Below are 24,029 nucleotides of genomic sequence, written 5' to 3'. Positions count from 1 at the left end.
GAAACTTAGATTATGGAAATACTGCGTGGTTCGCCCGCTTTGTCGGCTTTTCGCATTACCAAATTGCTGTCCCGTTGCCAGGACGCTCACCTGCCGGTGAGTGATATCTACGCCGAATATATTCATTTTGCCGAGGTTAGCGCTCCTCTTAGCGCTGATGAACACGCCAAACTTCAACGACTTCTCCAGTACGGTCCTTCTCTCCCTGAACATGCCCCTCAAGGGCGTTTGCTGCTGGTCACGCCGCGGCCGGGCACGATTTCTCCCTGGTCCTCCAAGGCGACCGATATTGCCCATAACTGCGGCTTGTCTCAGGTTTTACGTCTGGAACGCGGTCTGGCCTTCTATATTGATGCGCCAGAGCTGACCGAAATCCAGTGGCAGCAGTTGGTCGCTTTGTTGCACGACCGCATGATGGAAACGGTATTTACCGATTTGCAGCAGGCAGAGCAGCTGTTTGCTCATCAGCAACCTGCACCGGTTCAGCGGATAGATATTCTGGGCGAAGGCCGTGCAGCGCTGGAGCAGGCTAATATCAAGCTGGGTCTGGCACTAGCGGAAGACGAAATTGATTACCTGCTGAATGCCTTTACCGGTTTGGGGCGCAACCCGACGGATATCGAGCTGTATATGTTTGCGCAGGCGAACTCCGAACATTGTCGTCATAAAATCTTTAACGCCGATTGGGTGATCGACGGCGTGGCTCAGCCAAAAACGCTGTTCAAAATGATTAAGAACACTTTCGAACAAACCCCGGATTACGTGCTGTCTGCTTATAAAGACAATGCGGCGGTAATGGAAGGTTCGCAGGCTGGGCGTTTCTTCCCTGCGCCGGAAAACGGTGTTTATGATTACCATCAGGAAGATGCGCATATCCTGATGAAAGTTGAAACTCATAACCACCCGACGGCGATTTCTCCTTGGCCGGGGGCAGCAACCGGTTCTGGCGGCGAAATTCGTGATGAAGGTGCCACCGGGCGCGGTGCTAAACCGAAAGCCGGACTGGTCGGTTTTTCCGTATCTAACCTGCGTATTCCCGGTTTTGAGCAGCCTTGGGAAGAAGATTTCGGAAAGCCAGACCGCATTGTGACGGCGCTGGATATCATGACCGAAGGCCCACTGGGCGGCGCGGCGTTCAACAACGAATTTGGTCGTCCGGCTCTGCTGGGGTATTTCCGTACTTATGAAGAGCGGGTCAATAGCCATAACGGCAGCGAACTGCGCGGCTACCATAAGCCGATCATGCTGGCGGGCGGTATCGGTAATATTCGTGCCGATCACGTTCAGAAAGGTGAAATTATCGTTGGTGCCAAGCTGGTGGTGCTAGGCGGCCCGGCGATGAATATCGGTCTGGGCGGCGGCGCGGCCTCTTCCATGGCGTCCGGCCAGTCCGATGCGGATTTGGACTTTGCCTCAGTACAGCGCGACAACCCGGAAATGGAACGTCGCTGTCAGGAAGTGATCGATCGCTGCTGGCAACTGGGCGAGCAGAACCCGATTCTGTTTATTCATGACGTCGGTGCCGGCGGTCTCTCCAACGCGATGCCAGAGCTGGTGAGCGACGGTGGCCGCGGTGGGCGCTTTGAGCTGCGGGACATCCTAAACGATGAGCCGGGTATGAGCCCGCTGGAAGTCTGGTGTAATGAATCTCAGGAACGCTATGTGATGGCGGTAACGCCAGCGCAAATGGCGCAGTTTGATGAAATCTGCCGTCGTGAACGCGCACCTTATGCGGTGATCGGTGAAGCGACGGAAGAACTGCATTTGACGCTGAATGATCGTCATTTTGACAACCAACCGATCGATATGCCGTTGGATGTGCTATTGGGCAAAACGCCTAAAATGCTGCGGGATGTCACTCGCCAGCAGGCGCAGGGAGAAGCGCTGAATCGCGCTGAAATCAGTATTGCCGATGCGGTAAAACGCGTGATGCATCTGCCTGCGGTCGCAGAAAAAACTTTCCTGATCACCATTGGCGACCGTACCGTCACCGGCATGGTGACGCGCGATCAGATGGTGGGGCCTTGGCAGATTCCGGTTGCCGACTGTGCAGTGACCAGCGCCAGTCTGGATAGCTATTACGGCGAAGCCATGTCTATCGGGGAGCGCGCGCCGGTAGCCTTGTTGGACTTTGCCGCCTCCGCTCGTTTAGCGGTGGGTGAGGCGCTGACTAACATTGCCGCGACGCAAATTGGTGAAATGAAACGCATCAAACTGTCGGCAAACTGGATGTCCGCCGCCGGTCATCCCGGTGAAGACGCCGGTTTGTACGAAGCGGTGCGCGCCGTAGGTGAAGAGCTTTGCCCGGCGTTGGGTATCACTATTCCAGTGGGCAAAGACTCTATGTCGATGAAAACCCGCTGGCAGCAGGATGGCGAACAGCGCGAAATGACTTCTCCGCTGTCGCTGGTGATTACTGCCTTTGCTCGAATCGAAGACGTGCGTCATACGGTTACGCCACAGTTGCGTACTGATAAAGGTGACAATGCGTTGTTACTGATCGATTTAGGCGTTGGTCACAATGCTTTGGGGGCTACGGCACTGGCGCAGGTTTATCGTCAGCTCGGTGACAAAACGGCCGATGTGCGCAACGTACAACAACTGGCTGGCTTCTTTAACGCCATGCAATCGCTGGTAGCCGAACAGGCCTTGCTGGCTTACCACGACCGCTCTGACGGCGGCCTATTAGTGACTCTGGCTGAAATGGCCTTTGCCGGTCACTGTGGTGCCGAAGTGGATATTCAGGCGTTGGGGCCGGATGCGCTGGCCGCCTTGTTCAATGAGGAACTGGGGGCGGTGATTCAGATTCGCGCCGAGCACCGTGCAGCTGTTGAACAACTGTTCGCCAAGCATGGTCTGGCAGAGTGCGTGCATTACTTAGGGCGTGCGACCGTTGGAGACGATTTCGTGATCCGCAGTGGGAGTGACACGGTTTATCGTGAAAAACGTAGCACTCTACGGCTGTGGTGGGCAGAAACCACCTGGCAGATGCAGCGCCTGCGCGATAACCCAGACTGCGCCGATCAGGAACATCAGGCCAAGCAGAATGAGCAGGATCCTGGCCTGAATGTGAAACTGACCTTCGAACCTCAGGAAGATATTGCTGCGCCTTATATTCTTAAACAGACTCGTCCGAAAGTGGCCGTTCTGCGTGAGCAGGGTGTTAACTCTCAGGTTGAGATGGCGGCAGCTTTCCACCGCGCCGGTTTTGATGCGGTAGACGTGCATATGAGCGATTTGCTGGCTGGTCGCACCGATCTGCAAGGTTTCCAGACGCTGGTAGCCTGTGGCGGATTCTCTTATGGTGACGTATTGGGCGCTGGCGAAGGCTGGGCCAAGTCTATTCTGTTTAATAACCGCGTACGCGATGAGTTTGCCGAGTTCTTCCTGCGTCCGGAAACGCTGGCGCTGGGGGTGTGCAACGGTTGCCAGATGATGTCTAACCTGCGGGAACTGATTCCGGGGGCAGAACATTGGCCACGCTTTGTACGTAATCGGTCTGACCGCTTTGAAGCGCGTTTCAGCCTGGTTGAGGTGGCTGACAGCCCGTCACTGTTTATGCAAGATATGGCTGGTTCTCGTATGCCTATTGCGGTTTCGCATGGTGAAGGGCAGGTTGAAGTGCGCGATCGGCAGCATCTGGCCGCTTTGGAACAGCACAATCTGGTGGCGCTGCGCTTTGTGAATAATAAGGGTGAAGTGACCGAACAGTATCCGGCTAACCCTAACGGTTCAGTGAACGGTATTACCGCCGTCACCAGCACCAGTGGCCGTGCCACGGTGATGATGCCGCATCCAGAGCGTGTTTTCCGCACCGTGAGTAATTCGTGGCATCCGGAAGCGTGGGGCGAAGATAGTCCGTGGATGCGTATGTTCCGTAATGCGCGTAAACAGTTAGGCTAACGATCCGTTGGTTTAAATATCTAAAGGGGGCGAAATGCCCCCTTTTGCTTATCGATATTACTTATCTATATTGATTGGCGTTTGTCTGAGCTGGTTTCGATTTTTCTTATCACACCGTAAAGCTATAGCTTCTTTCTTTCATTTCTTTATTGTTATCTAAGACCTCAATAATTAACCTATATGTTCCTGGTTGGATACTGTGCATTTTCATTCTTATTGGTATTCTGTCATTATTAATAAAACCATTAATGTTAATTAGCTCTGTGTTATTACTATTGATTACATAAATGTAATAGCTCAATATTCCATTGGATTTAAGGTCAAATTTAATTTCATACTCCGCAGCTTCTTGACGGTAATAAGAGTGCAGGTCTTTAATTTCAAAGTCAGGAAAGTCACTGATATGAGATAACTGCCTTATCCCTGATGCGGTCGGTAATATCGCCAATTGCCCAGTGCTGGTGAAGGTCGAGTGAATACCTTGGCGAGTGAGAGTTCTATCATTGGCAAAGGCGGTGGCAGAGAAGATGATTAATGTAGAACACAAAAATCCGAGTTTATTTACCGTCATACATCCCCCTGTGTTATCTGTGTCATAGATAACATGAGCGGTGCTATTACTGCGGGTAGTAACTTTTTCTCGATGAGTATTATGAAGCGTTACGTTATATTTCGGATTAAAGTAGACATAAAAATCCCTAATGTACTTTTATGTTAGTTAATTTCAGGTCGTCTGTTTATAAAGATGTTTGGCTGTGAAGTCGTATAAAATTCATCGTATCTTGAAATCTGGTATTTTCGTATTGGAAACTAGTTGAAATTTTAATACTGATGCCCAGCAAGAGATAGCCCTCTTCTATTCTACTCTGCATTAAGACCCAGCATTAAGACACAGCACTAAATTGTTCATTAATGATTTAACTCTCTGTTGGCATCCGCTTATCCGGCTGCGAAGCCGCGCAGTCATTTTGTGTCTCGCCGGATGCGGTGCTTTGTTCCGAGCTAGTGATTGGTTCCTCCGCCGACAGTCACTCTAAGTGTGGGCATCTGGCTATGATGCTGACAAATTCTCCGTGTCTATGGAATGTCATTATTTATAAATAATGGAATTGGGTTTGATGAATTCATGTATGAGATGATGAGTTTAATTTATTGAAAAATATATATTTTTATTTTTTTGTCGGTAAATTGCGACAAAAGCATAAACCAGTGTCTCAAATAGGAGACATTTAACTTTATGATTTTTAATATTTTTATTATTGATGCTTTTAGGTGTCGTGAATTAGAGACAGAAGGCTAATGACGCGTTAACTGTTTAACCGTTGTTCTTACATTATAATTATGATTTTTTTAAATAACTGTTTATTTTCAATGTATTAGTATTTTTATTTTAAAGTTGGCACGCTAACTGCATTATCTTAATCAGTTGCTCATTCACCTTTTTATGACAGCCCCGCAGTTAAGCGGAATATGCGCTTCATAAGCCATCGAATGACGCCTAAGAATGGTGCCTATCGTCCACCGAAACCGATATTGTCGCGCAAGCGCTTTATCAAGCATCGGACGACACGTTGAGTGAGGCACCGCCTATGTCCTGCTGTGATGAATGGTTCATCAATATTGGACATGTTTGGATGCTATTCGTCTCATTCCCCCGATGATTGCTTCGGCTTCATCAAACTGGAGGCGATTTTCAGGGCATCCACATATTCTTGCTAACAGGGGCAATAGTGTTATTGCCCCTGTTACGTAAATCAGCAATACCTTCAGGTTTGTTCAAACATCGCTATCGCAATCATTTCTCATTCGATTGAGTGTTGATACAACAGGCTGATCGCATCGATGAATCAAAAATTGTGGAAACCAGTTTTCTATTAAAATTAAGCACTTTGCTCATAGCAGGTGCTTTTTTTTTGCTCAAAAATCAGCGAGCGATGATTGGTTGATGAAATAGTGTGGGATTTATGCGGTAACAGACATTGTAATCCTCTGAGAGTCGGTTAGCATCAAAGCAGAATAATAGGTAATGAGATGATTTCGTTGAAAAGATGGCGTTTATTCCCTCGTTCGTTGCGTCAGCTAGTACTGATGGCGTTTCTGTTGGTGCTTTTACCCTTGTTGGTACTGGCTTATCAGGCTTACCAAAGCTTGGATCATTTAAGCGAGCAGGCGGCAGATATCAACCGTACCACGCTGGCGGACGCCCGGCGCAGCGAAGCTATGACCAGCATTGCTCTGGAAATGGAGCGTAGTTATCGCCAGTTTTGTGTATTGGGCGATCCGACACTCGCCAAGCTCTATCAACACCAGCGTAAACAGTATGCCCAAATGCTGGATAGCCACGGTTCTATCTTGCCTGACGCCCACTATTATCAGACTCTACGTGACTTACTCACTCAGTTGGAAGAAATAAAGTGCCAGAACAGCGGGCCAGATGCACAATCTTCAGAGCAACTGGAAGGTTTTTCTCGCTCTAACGCCGAGATGGTTCAGGCCACTCGTGACAGTATTTTCTCTCGTGGCCAGCAGTTGCAGCAGGATATTGCTGAACGCGGACAGTTTTTTGGCTGGCAGGCGTTGTTGCTATTTTTAGTCAGCGTGATTCTGGTGGTGCTATTCACCCGCATGATTATCGGCCCGGTGAAGGGAATCGAGCGTATGATTAATCGCCTGGGAGAAGGGCGCGCGCTAGGTAATACAGCGTTGTTTAAAGGGCCGCGAGAGTTACGTTCACTGGCGCAGCGGATTATCTGGCTCAGCGAGCGTCTGGCGTGGCTGGAATCTCAGCGGCACGAGTTTTTACGCCATATTTCTCACGAGCTGAAAACGCCGTTAGCCAGTATGCGTGAAGGCACGGAGTTACTGGCTGACGAGGTTGCCGGGCCGTTGACGCAAGATCAAAAGGAAGTGGTAGCCATTTTGGACAACAGTAGCCGCCATTTACAGCAACTCATTGAACAATTACTGGATTACAATCGTAAGCTGGCAGACGGCTCCGGTGAGCATGAAAATGTTGAACTGGAGGAAGTGGTTGAAGGGGTTATTTCTGCCCATAGTTTGCCAGCCAGAGCCAAGCAAATTCGTACCGAAGTCGATCTGCAAGCGGATATCTGCTGGGCTGAACCCACATTATTAATGCGAGTTCTCGATAATCTCTACTCCAATGCGGTGCACTATGGCGAGGAATCCGGTACCATTTGGGTCCGCAGCCGTCAGGTGGGAAATCGGGTGCAAATTGATGTCGCTAATACTGGCACTCCGATTCCACTAGCCGAAGAAACCATGATATTTGAGCCTTTTTTCCAGGGAAGCCATCAGCGAAAAGGGGCCGTTAAGGGAAGTGGACTGGGACTGAGCATTGCTCAGGATTGCATCAGACGTATGCAGGGCGAACTGCATCTGGTAGAACAGGATGATGCAGCTGTCTGTTTCCGCATTGAATTGCCATTAACCGCCGAGAATGAATAAATAATGTACAAGTGGTCTGTCAGTCGCTTTTTCGAAAAGACCGAATCTTTGCCGCGATCCTCCGTGGAGGCGGTCGCAACGCCATCTTATCGTAAGGCCGCTTTTTTGGGGACGCTGTTACTTGCCCCACTACTATTGAGTGGATGTATCGATCGTTCCGCCAACGGACGCTTTTCCCAGGCGGTGCAGTTGGTGATTCCCGAAAGCAAAATTGTAGATTACCGCACCGCTCAATGTGACACGCTGTGGGGTATCGAAGATAAAGAAGTTCTGGAGAATTCGCTTTATTGGCTGAGAGCAATGGATTGTGCTGAGCGTTTAAGCACAGCGCAGTCCAGGGCCTTGGCCAAATCTATGCAAACCCTATCCTGGTCAACGGCGTTTAAGCAGGGCATTTTGATCGGCAGCGCCGATCCGTCGATGGCTGAGCGTCGCCAGATCGTTGAGCGTCTAAATAGCTATAGCCAGACTTTCCCCGGCTCTCTGCGACCGCTGATTCAGCTATGGCGGGAACAGCAAGTGCTGCGTATTTCCCTATCCGAAGAGCGTGCCCGTTATCAGCGTTTACAGGATGAATCAGACAGCCAGATTGATCGCCTACGGGAAAGTCAGGTGCGTTTGCAATATCATTTACAGGATACCACCCGTAAGCTGGAAAACCTGACTGATATCGAACGTCAGCTTTCTTCACGTAAACAACTGCAAAATGAAATTTCTGAGCCAGAGGCTGAGATCAAAGCCGCCGCTGCGCCTAAACCAGAGCCAACAAAAGCGGCTGAAATGAAAGAAGAGAAAGCGGCAGAGAAAAAGCCGGTAGAGACGAAACCGGTAGAGACGAAACCGGTGGAAACTAAACCGGTGGAAACAAAGCCAGTAGAACCCAAACCTGCGGCAGAAAAAGCGGCGAAGCCAGTGGAACCCGCGGCTCAGCCGACCACTCCGGTAAAAGCGCCGGATGCCAAACCGGCAGAGACCTACTCGCCTCCGGCCACCCAGCCGTCACCCGCTTCCCAAAAGGAGTCCGAGCCACATGACACCACGCAAACCGGCCAATCTACTGCTGGTTGACGATGATCCCAGCCTGCTCAAGCTGTTGGGAATGCGTCTGACAAGTGAAGGTTTCCATGTCACCACGGCTGAAAGCGGTCAGGAAGCCTTGCGCTTATTGATGCGCGAAAAAATCGACTTGGTGATCAGTGATTTACGTATGGATGAAATGGATGGCATGGCATTATTTGCCGAAATCCAAAAATATCAGCCGGGTATGCCGGTGATTATCCTGACCGCGCACGGTTCTATTCCTGACGCCGTTGCCGCCACTCAGCAGGGCGTATTCAGCTTCCTAACCAAGCCAGTCGATCGCGATGCACTGTATAAAGCTATTGATGCCGCGCTCGAACTTTCCATTCCTGCCGGTGATGATAGCTGGCGAGAAGCCATAGTGACCCGCAGTCCGCTGATGCTGCGCTTATTGGAACAGGCTAAAATGGTGGCCCAATCTGACGTTAGTGTGTTGATTAACGGGCAAAGCGGTACCGGTAAGGAAGTGTTGGCCCAGGCAATCCACGGTGCCAGTCCGCGCGCTAAAAAAGCCTTTATTGCCATTAACTGCGGTGCTTTACCGGAGCAATTATTGGAGTCTGAACTCTTTGGCCATGCTAAAGGGGCATTTACCGGCGCGGTAAGCAGCCGGGAAGGCCTATTTCAGGCAGCGGAAGGTGGGACGCTGTTCCTCGACGAAATCGGCGATATGCCCTTGTCATTGCAGGTAAAGTTGCTGCGAGTGCTGCAAGAACGCAAGGTTCGCCCTTTGGGCAGTAACCGAGATTTGGATATCAATGTGCGGATTATCTCGGCAACTCACCGTGATTTGCCGAAGGCGATGGCAAAAAATGAATTCCGTGAAGATCTTTACTACCGTTTAAATGTAGTGAATCTAAAAATTCCGGCACTGAATGAGCGAGCGGAAGATATTCCGTTACTGGCTAATCATCTGCTGCGTGAATCCGCCAAACGGCATAAACCTTTTGTGCGCAGTTTCTCCACCGATGCGATGAAACGGCTGATGGCCGCCAGCTGGCCGGGCAATGTGCGCCAATTGGTTAACGTAATTGAGCAGTGTGTTGCTTTGACTTCGGCGCCGGTTATCAGCGAAGCGTTGGTCGAGCAGGCGCTGGAAGGGGAAAACACCGCTTTACCAACGTTTGTTGAAGCGCGTAACCAGTTTGAGCTGAATTATTTGCGCAAACTGCTGCAAATTACCAAGGGTAACGTCACCCAAGCGGCGCGAATGGCAGGCCGTAACCGCACTGAATTCTATAAATTGTTGTCGCGTCATGAATTGGACGCCAACGATTTCAAAGAATAGTGCTTTCTTTCCTTGGAACCCGATTGGAAAAGGCGTTCGGCGGGTTCTAAACAAATGACCGGGAATGATTTACACTTCGGTCTTTGTTGTGGCATGGCAGAATTGAAACCAATATGAGCAGAACACTTTCCATTGCGTTAGCCCAGCTTAATCTGCTGGTTGGCGATATTGAAGGCAACACCGAGCGTATGTTGCAAACTTTACATGAGCAGCAGAAGGCCGGTGCCGATCTGGTCATGTTTTCCGAACTGGCGCTGTCGGGCTATCCACCGGAAGATTTACTGTATCGGGATGATTTCTACCTGCGCTGTGAAGCACAGTTGGACCGTTTACAGGCCGCAGCGAAAAAGACGGCGGTTCTAGTAGGTCACCCATGGCGTGATGGGAATAAGCTGTACAACGCCCTGTCACTGTTCTCCGAAGGTAAATTGCTTGGTCGTTACTTCAAGCAACAGTTGCCTAACTATGGCGTGTTTGATGAAAAACGTTATTTCACTCCAGGTCATGAAAGCTGCGTGGTTGAGCTGAAAGGCTATCGTTTAGGGCTACTAATCTGTGAAGATCTGTGGTTCAACCAACCGGTAGACGCTGCGAAAGCCGCAGGCGCTGAGCTGCTGCTGTCGATTAACGCCTCGCCGTATAACCGTGAAAAACCTTATATTCGCAAAACGCTGATGGCTTCCCATTGCCAGCGTACCGATTTGCCGCTGGTTTACTTGAATCAGGTGGGCGGTCAAGATGAACTGATTTTCGACGGTTGCTCAAAAGTATTTGATTCTAAAGGTAATATGACGCATCGTCTGGCCGCGTTTGCGGAGCAAACGACGCTATGCCGCTTCCAGGATTTGGTCGTGGAGCCCATGGCGGCACCGGCGGCGGGGCTGTCTCCACTGGCTGAAGTGTATGAAGCTCTGGTGCTGGCAGTGCGTGATTATGTCACCAAGAACGGTTTTAAAGGTGCGGTACTCGGCCTTTCTGGTGGTATAGATTCGGCGCTAACGTTGGCGATTGCCGTAGATGCGCTGGGTAAAGAGAAGGTTCAGGCGCTCATGATGCCGTTCCGCTATACCGCAGACATCAGTATTGCCGATGCGAAGGAAGAGGCTGAAATCCTTGGTATCGAATTCGATATTCTGTCTATCGAACCGATGTTTGATGCCTTTATGGGACAACTGGCACCGATGTTTGCCGGTACTGAAAAAGACACCACCGAAGAAAATTTACAGGCGCGCTGCCGTGGCGTGGTGCTGATGGCATTATCAAATAAACGCCGCAGTATTGTGCTGACTACTGGTAATAAAAGCGAAATGGCAGTCGGTTATGCCACGTTGTACGGTGATATGGCAGGTGGCTTTGACGTGCTGAAAGACGTGCCTAAAACGCTGGTATTTAAGCTGTGCGAATATCGAAATACCGTTTCTTACGTGATCCCACAGCGGGTTATCGATCGTCCGCCGTCCGCTGAACTGGCACCGGATCAGTTAGATCAGGACAGCCTACCGCCTTACGACATTCTCGATGCGATTCTGGAAGGCTACGTTGAACATGATAAGTCGGTCGCCGATCTGGTGGCTGAAGGCTTTGACGAGGCCATTGTGCGCAAGGTCATTCGTCTGGTAGATATTAACGAATATAAACGGCGTCAGTCAGCTGTTGGGCCGCGCATTACCGCTCGCAGTTTCGGCAAGGATAGACGCTATCCGATCACATCCGGCTTTGGCCGCAAAAATTGGTAAAACAGGAATTCGCCATGAAGAAAATTGACGCGATTATTAAACCGTTCAAACTGGATGACGTCCGTGAAGCTTTGGCTGAAGTGGGCATTACCGGGATGACGGTTACCGAAGTGAAAGGCTTCGGTCGCCAGAAAGGCCATACAGAGCTTTACCGCGGGGCTGAGTATATGGTGGATTTCTTACCTAAGGTTAAAATCGAAATCGTCGTTGCTGATGATATCGTGGATACCTGTGTAGAAGCCATTATGCAAACGGCTCAAACCGGCAAGATCGGCGACGGTAAGATTTTTGTGTTTGATGTCGCGCGAGTGGTACGTATTCGTACCGGTGAGCAGGATGAAGAAGCTATCTAACTGATACTAAATCGAAAACATAAAAATCAGATCGTATCATAGAAAAGAACCCCATTTATGGGGTTCTTTTTTTACCGCTAATTGAATGCTAATCGACGTTGCTACTAGCTTGCTGTCGATTGTCTGGCATTTATCCGCTGAACACTGCGTTTTTCCATCAGACCGGAACGACGAACAATCCAAGCCAATAGAACAGGTTAAGCAAGATACCCGCTAGAATCACTGCAACGACAGGCGCTGCAATTTTCATTACCGGGCGGCCAATAGCTTCATTCAGGAAGTATAACGCCGTGGTAATAGTGAAACCGGTATAGCCAGCCATTTTGATGGAAGCAAAAATAGCGCCGATCAGTAACGCATATTCCATCAACAAATTCATAGCGTTACGGATATTATCCGAAGCGTTACGCACTGATGGGAAGCGGCCAAGCCATTTACCAATAGTGCGTAGCAGCAGCACTTCTAGCGAGATCACTACGGCACCGACCAACGCCGCCAGCAGCGGGTTTGGAATCAGGTAACCGACGACAAAGACGAAGGTGAAACCGGCTACCGCATACACGCCAGTCGCTAGCGCTGTGGTGGCAATCAGTGGCACAAAGCCTAAGCCACGCATAAATTCGGCCAATGAAGCCTGATGAACCAGTGACAGTGACTCTTCCGGCGTAATCCCCGGCGCATAGGCTTTTGCCAGCGTATAAATTGATACTTCGCTACCGGCAAACAGTTTCATACTGGCAACGGCGGAAATCAGCCCGCCGACAATAGCCAATAGCGGCAGGTTCTTAATTATCCTCTGGGTTCGCTCCTCAAATACTGAATGTCCTCCACCACCGCCGAGGTGGGTTTTGGCGCGAAGATCCTGAGCAATAGCTATACCGATGAGCAATACCATGCCGACAAAGATTTCGATGGATTCAGGGAACAAGCCGGTGAAACGAGTGATAACCAAACGGGTCATCAGCACGATAATTGCTGAAACTACCGCAGTTTTCCAGCCAAACTGATAGAAAATAGCGACCAGTGGGAACAGCGCAAAGGCAGAGATAACGGGGCTGCTCAGTTCACCCAGCGAACCGATAAAGTTGACTGGCAGAGAGGTTAACGCTGTGTTGACTGCAGGCAGTGAGGTCAGCGCCAGAATGCCCCAGGCGGCGCCGAGAGCAAATGCTAGATAGCTGTTGATCGCCAGCACGCCGATGATGTCAGTTGGCAGGAACAGTAGCCAGGAGTTCAGTAAACCGGTGGAAAGTGTAAAGGAAATCCCGACTGAAGCGATAAAACCGACGCTGAGGCCGAAAGCGATACTGCCCGCTTCTCTGCGGCTCATATTGCCTTCTACCAACTGCGGTAAAATCGGGCGGATACCGTCATGAAATACGGCGACGGAGCGGTGAGAAAGCAGGGCGGTCATCCCGGTTAGCAAAGCAACCACGATGATATGAATGTAATCCACGGTTATCCCCTTAGCGCAGCTGAGTGATCAGCAGCGGAATGGCGTGTTCAATATGCTCCACGGATAAACCAAAGGCGACTTTGCCTTCGGCAATGAATTTCTCGATCTGTTCCGGTTTGGCTTTGATACCCGGTTTGGCAATGGTGGCGCTTTTGTTATAACCAATAATGGCTATCGCCATGGATAATGCTGCACCTGCACCGGTATTACATGCGCCAATATAATAATCCAGCTGCCCATCTTTCACTTTTACCGCTGCATCCATATCGGTCAGAATAAAAGTTTCAAAGCTGGCGGGCGCAGTTTTATCGATCAGTTCTCGTATCAGCTCACGTTGTAACCCGACGATGCCGATCTTTTTCATAGTCACTGTCCTTGCGTAGAGAAGAATGTATTTGGATTATGGCGCAGCATCATTTCCACCTGATGGTGTGAAATACCTGCGGCCAAAAGCATTGGAATAAATGAATCAACCAGATAACTGAAACCTGTGCCACCGTTGGCTTTTAAATGAGAACGGCGGGTAATATCCATCGAAAGCATGACTTTATCTAGCACACCGCGCTCAGCCAGATAAACCAGCATGGCGATGCGTCGTTCATCCGGGAAATAGCTGTTTTTACCAATGGTATCGAACTGGACATACACGCCCTTATCGATCATCTGCAAAATCAAATCCGGCTGTTCTTTTAAATCGCAGTGGCCGATAACCACCCGATCCAGCGGTACGCCATATTGCTCCAGCAGCGCGATTTGCTGCAGTCCCATAGTGCTAAAGCTGGTATGGGTCGAAATGGCGAGACCGGTGGCATGGTGCGCTAGTGCGGCGGCGTGAAACACTTTTGCTTCGTCGTCCGTGACACAGTTTTCGCTGGTACCAATCTCGGCGATAACTCCGGCTTTCAGGTCGGTGCCATCAATGCCCACTTCGATTTCATCGATCATGGTCTGTGCCAATTGTTGTGCCGAGCTGTCACGCACCAATTGAGGATAGAAATGGTCGGTGTAGTAACCTGTTGAAGCGATGATGTTTATGCCACTATCTCGCATCAGATTCAATAAGAACTGCGGGTTACGCCCCATGTATTTATTGGTGACTTCAACAATATTGTTGACGCCTTTGCTCACCAGCTCGCGCATTTCCTGACATATCGGCTCGTATTGATCCAAACGACAGTCGATGTTGTCTTTAAAACCAGATAAATCAATATGCAGATGTTCGTGAGCGTAGGTATAACCATTGGGGTTAATCATTGGGAATGGCTCCGGGAAACCGATGGGCGTAGCAGAGTGAGAAAAGATTGGCCATTTTGCGGCATAGGCGCCGAGAAAAACGCGCAGGCGGTCGCACCTACGTCGGATAACGTACGGCGAGTGCCTAGATCGACGGCGGAAAGCCCGCGCTGATAAACCAGCAGTGGCACTTGCTCTCGCGTGTGTTTACCGTGGCCGATGGTGGGGTCGTTACCGTGGTCGGCAATGACAACCAGAATGTCATCGGGTTGCATTGCGGCCATTATCTGATTGAGTGCGCTGTCTACCAGTTGCAGCCGGTCGGCGTAACGCAGGGTGTCTTGTTGATGACCAGCCAGATCGGTTTCCTGAATGTTGGTACAGATAAAACAGTCTCCGGGTTTGAGCAATTCGTCGCGCATAATATCAAGAATGGTCTGAGAATCGACAATCCCCGCGTAATTGATTCCATTAGCGTTACTTACTATATCGGCAACCTTACCGATCAGTACAGTAGGAATATGTCGCTGCCATAACATGGCTGGAGCCTGCACCCGTTCATCGACGCCATAACCCAAATGCGCTACGCGAAAATTGTGTCGATAGACACCGGAATTAGGCGCATTGATACCAATATATTTCCCTTCACGACTTTCCGCCGCCCGCAGCAGATCGGCGGTATCCGGCAAATCGCCCCCAAAAGCGATAACTCGTCCGACTTTAACGGTTTCACGGACCAATTGACCGATGGCTAGCACTTGCTCGAAGGATAATCGATTAAAATCAGCGCTGATGTTATACACCTGACCTAAATCGGCCTCCAGATTATCGCCGATCGCCGCTCCCTGATTCACCCATAAATAGCTCAGGTTATTTAAAGTTATGCGTTCTACCTGATAGCCGTTGTTGGTAAGTTGGGCTGCGACGTTATCAATCACGGCAGAGAAAGGCATAGAAAGTGGTGGCAAAGGTAAAGTGCCCATAATTTCCTGATGGCCGATAAAGGTATCGCCACCTTCATGTTGCAATAACATCCGACCAAAGGCGGCGGAGGGATTGGGCTGCATTAAATTTGGTGTGTAGCCTAATGTGTTGATAAGACCGAGTTTTTCCAGCGTGGGTAAATATAATTCGGGAAGGGTTTCAAGAATGTGCCCGCAGGTATTGGCACCGATATCCTGCGGCCGGACGAGAGGAACATCCGGCATTTCTCCAATACCAAAACTATCAATGACCAATACCATGAATTTACTCATGGCAATCTCCTTAGTCCAGGCTATTCCCCTGACTGTCATAGCGGCCGATTAATTTTGGTTCTCCGCTTTGGATTCCCTCCACCAATGCGACGTCGCTGCGAGTGACAAATATTTGGGTGCGGAAACTCATTACCAGCGGGCTGTCGATCGGGAATTTATCGCTTAAACGCAGGCAATAATCGATGCTGCTGTCATCCACAGGCAATACCTGACTGTTGTGGTAAGCCTGGTTGTGCCATATCAGTGCATTGTTCAGGTGGCCACGACGGTAGTAACCGCCGCCGAAGAAGTAGCTGGTCTCTCCGACATGATGCGAGATTTCGGAGAGATACAGCAGCGAGACTTTTTCCGGCTGAGAGCCGTTTTGGTTGGCTGGAATCGTGCCGGTTAGCGCATGGCCCGGTTCGGTATGGGTAACGCCTAACTGTGCCAGTTCGGGCATAGCTTGAATGCAGGCGGCAGAAGGCGCGTTGACTTGTTCAACATTAATGCCTTGTTTTTCCAGAATCTCTTTCGCTGCTAGCAGCGTAAACATATTGGTGGTTGGCAGGGTTCGCTGTTCCTGAGGATTAAACAGCATGCACGGGAAATGGGTCACGCCAACCAGTTTGATCGCAGGCATAGCAGCAATAGCCTGAATGACTTCTGGCAGTTGATTGAGTTCAAAGCCGCCTTCCTGACCGGCATAGAGCAGATCGCCTACCTGGTTGACTTTCAGCATGATTGGCTGATTTTTGCCTTGCTTTTGAGCGGCTTCAGAAATTTGCTGTGCTTTCTCCAGCGAGAAAATGGTGATGACTTCAGGTTGCTGACTGACAATTTCGTCCACCATACCCGACGGTGGCTGGACCAAATGCCCAACGTGAGCCACCGGAATTCCGTGCTGATAGAGTTGCCTGACCTCTTTAAAATCCACCGCCACCACGCCCTGATAACCGCATGCCAACAGGCGTTTGCAGAGTTCGGGATTGCGTCCGAATTGCTTACTCATCAGGTATAGCTTGATATTGCAACGTCTGGCTTCGTCCAGCAGACTCTGGGCATTGGATAACGTTTGATCTACATCGATAACGTAAGTATCCGGGCCTATTTTACCCTGTTGCCACAGCATAATCGCTGTATCAATCAGAGCTGGGTTCTGTTTTCTTAAGGCATTCAAAAACATGCTGTTTCCTGGACGCTTTCAGGCGTCATTTTATTAATTTAAATTATTATTTTTTTGAATATTTATTATGCAATGAACCAGCGTTGGTGCGTTCTTCAGTGTAGCTGCTTATCTCAAAGGTGGTAGGTTACTGGCAAGGTAGAGGCTGTACAAATTAGACAGCAAGTAACCCTGCTCATTATCATCAGGCTTAATATCAAAGTAGGCCAGCAAATCTTGATTAATATCTCGAATATATTGAATATCTTCGCTTTGGATTATTTCGGACAACAAATCCGCATCCATTCCCTTAATCAGTTCGCCACGGCGGGTTCGCATCAGGGCATTAGCCATATGCGTCACCGCCATTTCCCCCTGAACGTTATCAACGGATATTTGCCAAAAATTAGCTAATCTATTGATAACTTTATTCATTCCAAGGAATACCTCTTCATCAATTACCCCAGCCTGATATAAAATACTGAGGCGCGGATCCATAATATCTCCGGACTATTCATTAATAACGTGGGTCAACTTTACCGAGTTGTACATCACTTTGGTGCTGTAATAATTGCTGTGAGTTAATACCATTCTCCAATAATAGTTTTATTGGGTGATTATCTGGTCTAATTAATATCACGGCCTGAGAGGCTTGAATATAGCGTTCGTCCCCACGCAGTTTGGTGGCCTGTAAATTATCATGGGAAACATCGTCAGTCAGGTTCCATATTGCTGCGTCAATTTCACCGCGGCTAATTTGCGCGACGCAGTCGCTGTAAGGCACATCGACCCGTTCTATATTTTGATTGGCAAATTTAATTTCCGTTAACAGACATTGGTCCGGAGAGCGCGGATCCAGCCCGACGCGGCGAATATTATGTTCTTCGCCTCGGCGGCAAATCAGTTGGTGGCCGTCAACGTAGGAGCCCGTGCCTAAATTTAGCGCAACGGTAACTTTACCCTGATCAACATAATCCTGCGCTGCCAAACGAGAAACTACCGCCATATCGTAGATGCCGTCGATCAAACACTCGACTCGCACTTCTGCACCACGCATATGGGCAAAATACAGCGGTAAAATGGTAAATTGCTCCTTTAATCCGCTGGCTAGCCCTTCGTACAGCTTGGTATAGGGCAGCGGCATAGCGCAAACCATATTACCCAAATCCGCCTGTTGTAGCAGGCAAGACATATTGAGATCCATAAGCTGCGTTCCGTTGCGGCCACGGCGCTCTACGACGATAGCGCCTTCTTGTTCCAATACCTTCAAGGCGTGTTGAACCACGCCTACGGAAATCGCGAAATTCTCCGATAACTCGTCGATGGTTTTCAGTCGATTTCCTGGGCGTTCGCCAATTAAATAGCGCGCCATGGATACCAGAGCCAACCCTTCTTTTTTTATGAATTTTCTACTCATGCTGGGTGTATTTAGCCTTATGTTATCTGGGTGCAGATAGTGACTTTAATACTATTGATTACAATGATATTAATTTTCAATTATATGAACATTTAAACATTCATATAAATAATAGATGTTTGCAATGATAAAAGCGAGCGGGGGCGTTATTGATCACAATATAAGTACAATAATTATCTGAGGAAAGTGCAGATTCAATACAACAAAAACCGGCCAACAATGCAGACTGGCCGGTAAAAAAATGCAGAAAAACTTATCAATTAAATCACTTTGTGTGGACCGAAACATTCATAGTGAATATGTTCTGCCGGGACGCCTATTTCCAGTAATTGCTTACCAACAAACTGCATGAAGACCAAGGGGCCGCAGAAGTAGTAATGCATACCAGGATGCGTAATCAATGACTGCAACTCAGCCAGATTCATAAAGCCTTCGCTATGGTAATGCTGACCAGGGATATCCTGTTCTTCCGGCCGGCGATACCAAACGTGGCGATTCAGGTTCGGCATATTTTTTGCTATTTCAGCGACTTCATCGGCAAAGGCGTGAACCCGGCCATTTTCCGCCGCATGGAACCAGTGCACTTCGGCGCTATGTTGTTGAGCGTAAAGCGTATGCAACATGCTCAACATTGGCGTTTGGCCCACGCCAGCAGAAATCAGTGCTACTGGGGTTTCCGGTGAAATATCGAGGAAGAAATCGCCGCGCGGTGGTGCAATGCGCACGATGTCGCCTTCCTGCGCGATGTTATGCAAGTAGTTGGATACCGTACCTTTTTCTTCGCGTTTTACCGCAATACGGTAGGATTTACCGTTAGGCGCAGCGGTCAGGGAATATTGGCGAATTTGACGGTTTTCTAACCGGCTATCTTCGATGTAAATACCCAAATATTGACCCGGCTTGAAGTTCACTACGCTGCCGCCGTCTTCCGGCTCCAGCAAGAAGCTGCAAATAACGTCGCTTTGCATCTCTTTTTTCGCAATGCGGAAACGACGCAGGGTTCTCCAGCCGCCGATATTTTCTTCCACTTCACGATAAATTTGCTCTTCGCGTTGAATAAACACGTCTGCCAGCACACCGTAAGCTTTGGCCCACGCATCCAACACTTCCTGACCGGGGCTGAATAATTCATCCAGCGTTGCAATTAAATGTTTGCCTACGATTTGATAATCAGCCGGTTGAATACTCAGGCTGGTGTGTTTTTGAGCAATACGTTCAACCGCAGGCAGCAGAGTCGCAAGGTTTTCAATGTTGGCCGCGTAGGTGCAGATAGCATTAAACAAAGCTTCACGCTGATCGCCGCTGAACTGATTGCTCATATTAAAGGTATCTTTCAGCTCAGGGTTATGAGCAAACATACGATCGTAAAAATGCTCTGTGAGTTTCGAACCGGTTTCAACCAGCAAAGGAATGGTTGATTTTACAGTGGCGATGGTTTGGCTATCCAGCATGGTGAGGCTCCTATAATTTTTCGAATAATAATGTGCAAATCAATACATGTATTTTAAATACATCTTATAAAAAACAACCTGGCTTGTAAATACACATTCAGTAGTTAGGGCGCTTATCGTTACGCTCCAGTTCACACTTATGAAAAAACCGCATACTCAACATGAGGATAAATCCGTTGATTTGTGTGAACTCTGAGCAGTGAAAAGCCTTATGTGGCTTGAAGCCAATCGTTTGCGTAAAAACCTCTGTCAAGACCTATCTTAACGAGGTGAAAACAGTTTACACTGTGGAGCAGAACCCAAACGGGTGGTCCACTAGGTGTATTTAGTTAGCTGAGTCAGGAGAGCCGGATGTTAAAGCGTGAAATGAACATTGCCGATTATGATGCAGAATTATGGCGTGCAATGGAGCAAGAAGTGGTGCGCCAGGAAGAGCACATCGAGCTGATTGCGTCTGAGAACTATACCAGCCCGCGTGTTATGCAGGCGCAGGGTTCCCAGTTGACGAACAAATATGCTGAAGGTTATCCGGGCAAGCGTTACTACGGTGGCTGTGAGTATGTCGATGTGGTTGAGCAACTGGCTATCGACCGCGCGAAAGAGTTGTTTGGCGCAGATTATGCCAACGTTCAGCCGCACTCAGGCTCACAGGCTAACGTTGCGGTTTATTCCGCGCTGCTGCAGCCAGGCGACACCGTATTGGGTATGAATCTGGCCCATGGCGGCCATCTGACTCACGGCTCTCCGGTAAACTTCTCCGGTAAACTGTACAACATCGTTCCTTACGGCATCGATGAGTCTGGCAAGATCGACTATGACGACATGGCGCGTCAGGCTGAACTTCATAAACCCAAAATGATCATCGGCGGCTTTTCTGCCTATTCAGGTATTGTTGATTGGGCAAAAATGCGTGAAATCGCTGATAGCATTGGCGCATGGTTGTTTGTGGACATGGCTCATGTGGCGGGTTTGGTTGCTGCGGGCGTTTACCCTAACCCGGTGCCTCACGCGCACATCGTCACCACGACCACTCACAAAACTCTGGCTGGCCCACGTGGCGGTCTGATTTTGGCGAAAGGCGGCGACGAAGAACTGTATAAGAAACTGAATTCTTCCGTATTCCCTGCAAACCAGGGTGGCCCGTTGATGCATGTTATCGCCGGTAAAGCCGTAGCGCTGAAAGAAGCAATGGAGCCTGAATTTAAGGTTTACCAGCAGCAGGTTGCCAAAAACGCGAAAGCGATGGTGTCTGTCTTCTTGGAACGCGGCTACAAAGTGGTTTCTGGCGGTACTGAAAACCATCTGTTCCTGCTGGATCTGGTGGACAAAGATATCACCGGTAAAGATGCGGATGCCGCTTTGGGTCGTGCCAATATCACTGTGAACAAAAACAGCGTGCCTAACGATCCTAAGAGCCCGTTTGTAACTTCCGGCGTGCGTATTGGTTCCCCGGCTATCACTCGTCGCGGTTTCAAAGAAGCGGAATCCATCAAGCTGGCTGGCTGGATGTGTGATGTATTGGATGACATCAACGACGAAGCGACTATCGAACGAACTAAACAAAAAGTTCTGGAAATTTGCGCCCGTTTCCCGGTTTATGCATAATTTCAGCGAATTTATATTGTTGTCATCAAACCCGCTTCGGCGGGTTTTTTTTCATCAGATATCCGGTAATGAATAAAGCGGAAACGCCAGATAAAAGAGAATTTTTTCATTCGTGATGTGAGATGGCTTGCAAACTAGTTGTTTGGATGATTACTCGGTTGCTAGCGAAGAAGGGCTCTGTCACAGTATCTGGCTGACTCCGGAGGGATTATGGTATTGCAATCAACACGCTGGCTGGCGCTCAGTTATTTCACCTACTTCTTTTCTTACGGTATTTTCCTGCCTTTTTGGAGTGTGTGGTTACAAGGTGAAGGCATTCCGCCGGAAACCATCGGTATCTTGTTAGGTGCGGGTCTGGTTTCTCGCTTTCTCGGCAGTTTAATTATTGCCCCTAGCGTGAAAAATCCCTCCCATCTGGTTACTGCACTAAGAATTCTGGCTTTGCTGACGCTGGCATTTGCCATTGGTTTTTGGTTTGGCAGCGGCTGGGCATGGTTGATGATAGTTATTGCCGGTTTTAACCTGTTTTTCGGCCCGCTGGTTCCTCTGACCGATGCGCTGGCAGCGACCTGGCAAAAACAGATCTCAATGGATTATGGCAAGGTACGTCTGTGGGGGTCGCTGGCGTTTGTCATTGGTTCAGCGTTGACCGGCAAACTGGTATCTGTTTGGGGACATAACGCGATTCTTTATAGCCTGACCGTCGCGGTAGCAGCGATGCTTCTGGGCGTCTTATTACGTCCGAGCGTGATGCCTAAAGGCGAGATTCGTAGCAATACAGTACCGGCGACTAAGTGGAAAACCTTGCTGTCTGAAGGGCCGGTCTGGCGATTTTTGCTGTGCGTGACGCTGTTGCAAGGCGCTCATGCGGGTTACTACAGCTTTAGCGCAATTTACTGGAAAGAAGCCGGTTATTCGGCGGCGACTATCGGTTATCTGTGGTCGTTGGGCGTGGTGGCCGAGATTCTGGTCTTCGCTTTCAGTAATGTGCTATTCCGCCGCTGGACGGCGCGCGGCCTGCTGTTGCTTTCCGCTATCAGCGGGATTATTCGCTGGGGCCTGATGGCATCGACTACCGAGCTGCATTGGCTGTTGCTGATTCAGATTTTACACTGCGGCTCCTTTACCGTTTGCCACCTAGCGGCAATGCGCTTTATCGCCGCTCGCCGTGGCGCGGACGTGATTCGTCTGCAATCCGTTTACTCTGGGTTGGCGATGGGAGGAGGGATTGCGGTGATGACGGTGATTTCCGGCTTCCTGTTTGAACATATTCAGGGCGGCGTATTCTGGGTGATGGCGCTGGTGGCCGTACCGGCTCTATTTATCCGGCCAAAAGTGGTGGCTAACCCAGAAGATCTGGCGGATTAAGGCGTTTCCAGCCAACGACGAATAGCGATCTGATCTGCTTTTGTTAGCGGTAAAAGCACCTGAATTAACGGCGGCGTTGGCTCGGGTGCTTCTCTTTTATAGGGGGAAATTACTAGATTAGCACCGGGCGGAGCGCCAGATTTTAGGTATTCAGAATAAGATAAGTATTTGATATACAGGGGGAGTAGCGTTAGTTCACGTAGTTGCTGTTCTACGCGCTGCTCCAACTCAGGATTCCCGTCGGTTAGCAGTAAAATCTGTTTTTCTTGTAACGCATTGCCCTGCATCAGCCAGGCACCAAAGCTAATGGCTATCAGCCCTAGCTCATCGGCCGAAAATTCAATCTGATATTCCCGTTCAAAATCGGTTAAAGCTTCGCGAGTCGTCCGTAACAAGCGCGGATACTTGCTGCTAATTTCATCCAGTAAAATATTATCCACGCCAATATGAAAACGGCAGCGCTCGATTGCTGGAGCCAAATGAGCAAATAGTTGGCTAATTAACTCATCGTCACTGCTGAATACCATTCCGGAAATCTGTTGAAAGCGTTCAATCAATCGATGAATGGAATCCATCAGGCGAGCGTCTTCCGGGGAATGGTTGCTGCTGTAGCTATGCGCTTTAATCATGGTCAACGTCAGGATAAACACATCCCGCTCGCTGCTGGCTAATGGTTGGGGAAGCTGATTATTCAGGGTGTAAAACAGGCTCTCGGCGGCGGTCAGTTCTACCTTTTGGCTCAACCATGTCACCTGCTGCTGTTCTAACTGTGGGTAGCTTTGTTGTTGATTTTCCCAAACCGCGTAGGCCAGGTAAATCTGCAAAAAATAGCGGTCACGTTCGTCCAACGGGCGAGGCAAATGATGTTCACATTGTTCAACGATAGCTTGTAGCGGCGGTAATACGGCATTTTCACCTTGCCATTGCAGCGCCTGATGTAACGCAGGCACAAAGTTATTATCGATAAACTCGGGACAATAGCGTAGCCCTCGGCGTAGCCAATGAATCAGGCACAGCCGTTTATTCAGTAACGTTCCTTGTAGTTGGCAGTCCTCAGCCGGATTGGTACGAATATCCAGATGATAGAAACGCTGGATTTCGTTCGCCACCTCGGCTATATCTTGCCGGGTGGTCGGAAGCCCGACGCCATTTAATTGACTGATAGTCTCCAGTTTTACCGGCAATGTCGGAGTAAACAGCAGCAATAACGCATGACAACGGCGCTGTTGACCGGAGAGCTCAGGCACTGGTGTAGTGTCTAGGCTCATAAA

General features: G+C 49.3%; 18 protein-coding genes. 8 read left to right on the top strand and 10 right to left on the bottom strand.

Annotated features, from left to right (window positions below):
* The first annotated feature begins 12 nt into the window (after window positions 1–12).
* Entirely contained in the window at window positions 13–3,903 is a 3,891-nt protein-coding gene (gene purL, locus AD970_RS17045) for a phosphoribosylformylglycinamidine synthase (RefSeq protein WP_049601801.1), read from the top strand.
* A gap of 109 nt (window positions 3,904–4,012) precedes the next feature.
* Here purL and AD970_RS17040 read toward each other — a convergent pair whose 3' ends face one another.
* A complete protein-coding gene (locus AD970_RS17040) occupies window positions 4,013–4,474 on the bottom strand; it encodes a DEAD/DEAH box helicase family protein (protein WP_049601798.1) in 462 nt (153 codons plus the stop codon).
* Window positions 4,475–5,934: 1,460 nt separating this feature from the next.
* Between AD970_RS17040 and AD970_RS17035 the strand changes: the two genes are divergently transcribed.
* From AD970_RS17035 to glnB, 5 genes are all read left to right on the top strand, one after another.
* Complete coding sequence (locus AD970_RS17035) at window positions 5,935–7,371, top strand: sensor histidine kinase (RefSeq protein ID WP_049601796.1); 1,437 nt, start codon at window positions 5,935–5,937, stop codon at window positions 7,369–7,371.
* A 3-nt stretch (window positions 7,372–7,374) separates the two neighbouring features.
* The gene (qseG, locus tag AD970_RS17030) at window positions 7,375–8,439 is read left to right on the top strand and encodes a two-component system QseEF-associated lipoprotein QseG (protein WP_049601793.1); all 1,065 of its coding nucleotides are present in this window, start codon (window positions 7,375–7,377) and stop codon (window positions 8,437–8,439) included.
* On the top strand, window positions 8,402–9,739 hold the full coding sequence (glrR, locus tag AD970_RS17025; protein WP_049601791.1) for a two-component system response regulator GlrR: 1,338 nt from the start codon (window positions 8,402–8,404) through the stop codon (window positions 9,737–9,739). The genes qseG and glrR overlap by 38 nt, the downstream gene beginning before the upstream one ends.
* A gap of 113 nt (window positions 9,740–9,852) precedes the next feature.
* On the top strand, window positions 9,853–11,475 hold the full coding sequence (locus tag AD970_RS17020) for an NAD+ synthase (protein ID WP_049601787.1): 1,623 nt from the start codon (window positions 9,853–9,855) through the stop codon (window positions 11,473–11,475).
* A gap of 14 nt (window positions 11,476–11,489) precedes the next feature.
* Window positions 11,490–11,828, top strand: coding sequence for a nitrogen regulatory protein P-II (gene glnB, locus AD970_RS17015; protein ID WP_004718065.1), 339 nt, complete (start codon window positions 11,490–11,492; stop codon window positions 11,826–11,828).
* Window positions 11,829–11,985: 157 nt separating this feature from the next.
* On the opposite strand, the gene AD970_RS17010 is transcribed toward glnB, so the two are convergent.
* The 8 genes from AD970_RS17010 to hmpA form a co-directional block, all read right to left on the bottom strand.
* Complete coding sequence (locus tag AD970_RS17010; RefSeq protein ID WP_049601784.1) at window positions 11,986–13,284, bottom strand: YhfT family protein; 1,299 nt, start codon at window positions 13,282–13,284, stop codon at window positions 11,986–11,988.
* 10 nt (window positions 13,285–13,294) lie between these two features.
* Complete coding sequence (locus tag AD970_RS17005; RefSeq protein WP_049601783.1) at window positions 13,295–13,648, bottom strand: DUF2620 domain-containing protein; 354 nt, start codon at window positions 13,646–13,648, stop codon at window positions 13,295–13,297.
* A 2-nt stretch (window positions 13,649–13,650) separates the two neighbouring features.
* Window positions 13,651–14,538, bottom strand: a complete 888-nt coding sequence (locus AD970_RS17000) for a phosphotriesterase-related protein (RefSeq protein ID WP_049601780.1) — start codon at window positions 14,536–14,538, stop codon at window positions 13,651–13,653.
* Entirely contained in the window at window positions 14,535–15,773 is a 1,239-nt protein-coding gene (locus AD970_RS16995; RefSeq protein WP_049601777.1) for a phosphopentomutase, read from the bottom strand. The genes AD970_RS17000 and AD970_RS16995 overlap by 4 nt, the downstream gene beginning before the upstream one ends.
* Window positions 15,774–15,783: 10 nt before the next feature.
* Window positions 15,784–16,938 (bottom strand): YhfX family PLP-dependent enzyme, encoded by a 1,155-nt coding sequence (locus AD970_RS16990; protein ID WP_049601775.1) that lies wholly within the window; start codon window positions 16,936–16,938, stop codon window positions 15,784–15,786.
* 108 nt (window positions 16,939–17,046) lie between these two features.
* The gene (locus AD970_RS16985; protein WP_049601772.1) at window positions 17,047–17,415 is read right to left on the bottom strand and encodes a PRD domain-containing protein; all 369 of its coding nucleotides are present in this window, start codon (window positions 17,413–17,415) and stop codon (window positions 17,047–17,049) included.
* A 19-nt stretch (window positions 17,416–17,434) separates the two neighbouring features.
* Window positions 17,435–18,334 carry a GntR family transcriptional regulator YhfZ gene (gene yhfZ / locus AD970_RS16980; protein ID WP_049601769.1) on the bottom strand — a complete coding sequence of 300 codons (900 nt, stop codon included), beginning with the start codon at window positions 18,332–18,334 and terminating at the stop codon, window positions 17,435–17,437.
* A 260-nt stretch (window positions 18,335–18,594) separates the two neighbouring features.
* Window positions 18,595–19,785 carry an NO-inducible flavohemoprotein gene (gene hmpA / locus AD970_RS16975; RefSeq protein ID WP_049601766.1) on the bottom strand — a complete coding sequence of 397 codons (1,191 nt, stop codon included), beginning with the start codon at window positions 19,783–19,785 and terminating at the stop codon, window positions 18,595–18,597.
* 351 nt (window positions 19,786–20,136) lie between these two features.
* Between hmpA and glyA the strand changes: the two genes are divergently transcribed.
* Complete coding sequence (gene glyA / locus AD970_RS16970) at window positions 20,137–21,390, top strand: serine hydroxymethyltransferase (protein ID WP_049601763.1); 1,254 nt, start codon at window positions 20,137–20,139, stop codon at window positions 21,388–21,390.
* A 210-nt stretch (window positions 21,391–21,600) separates the two neighbouring features.
* Window positions 21,601–22,758: a 3-phenylpropionate MFS transporter gene (locus AD970_RS16965; protein WP_049601760.1), complete on the top strand. Its 1,158-nt coding sequence runs from the start codon at window positions 21,601–21,603 to the stop codon at window positions 22,756–22,758.
* Here AD970_RS16965 and csiE read toward each other — a convergent pair.
* Complete coding sequence (csiE, locus tag AD970_RS16960) at window positions 22,755–24,026, bottom strand: stationary phase inducible protein CsiE (protein WP_049601759.1); 1,272 nt, start codon at window positions 24,024–24,026, stop codon at window positions 22,755–22,757. The genes AD970_RS16965 and csiE overlap by 4 nt on opposite strands.
* Window positions 24,027–24,029 lie beyond the last annotated feature (3 nt).

It is taken from the genome of Yersinia nurmii, assembly GCF_001112925.1.
GTDB lineage: Bacteria > Pseudomonadota > Gammaproteobacteria > Enterobacterales > Enterobacteriaceae > Yersinia > Yersinia nurmii.
Note: the sequence above shows the minus strand (reverse complement) of the source record. Positions and strands in the feature narration are given on the sequence as shown.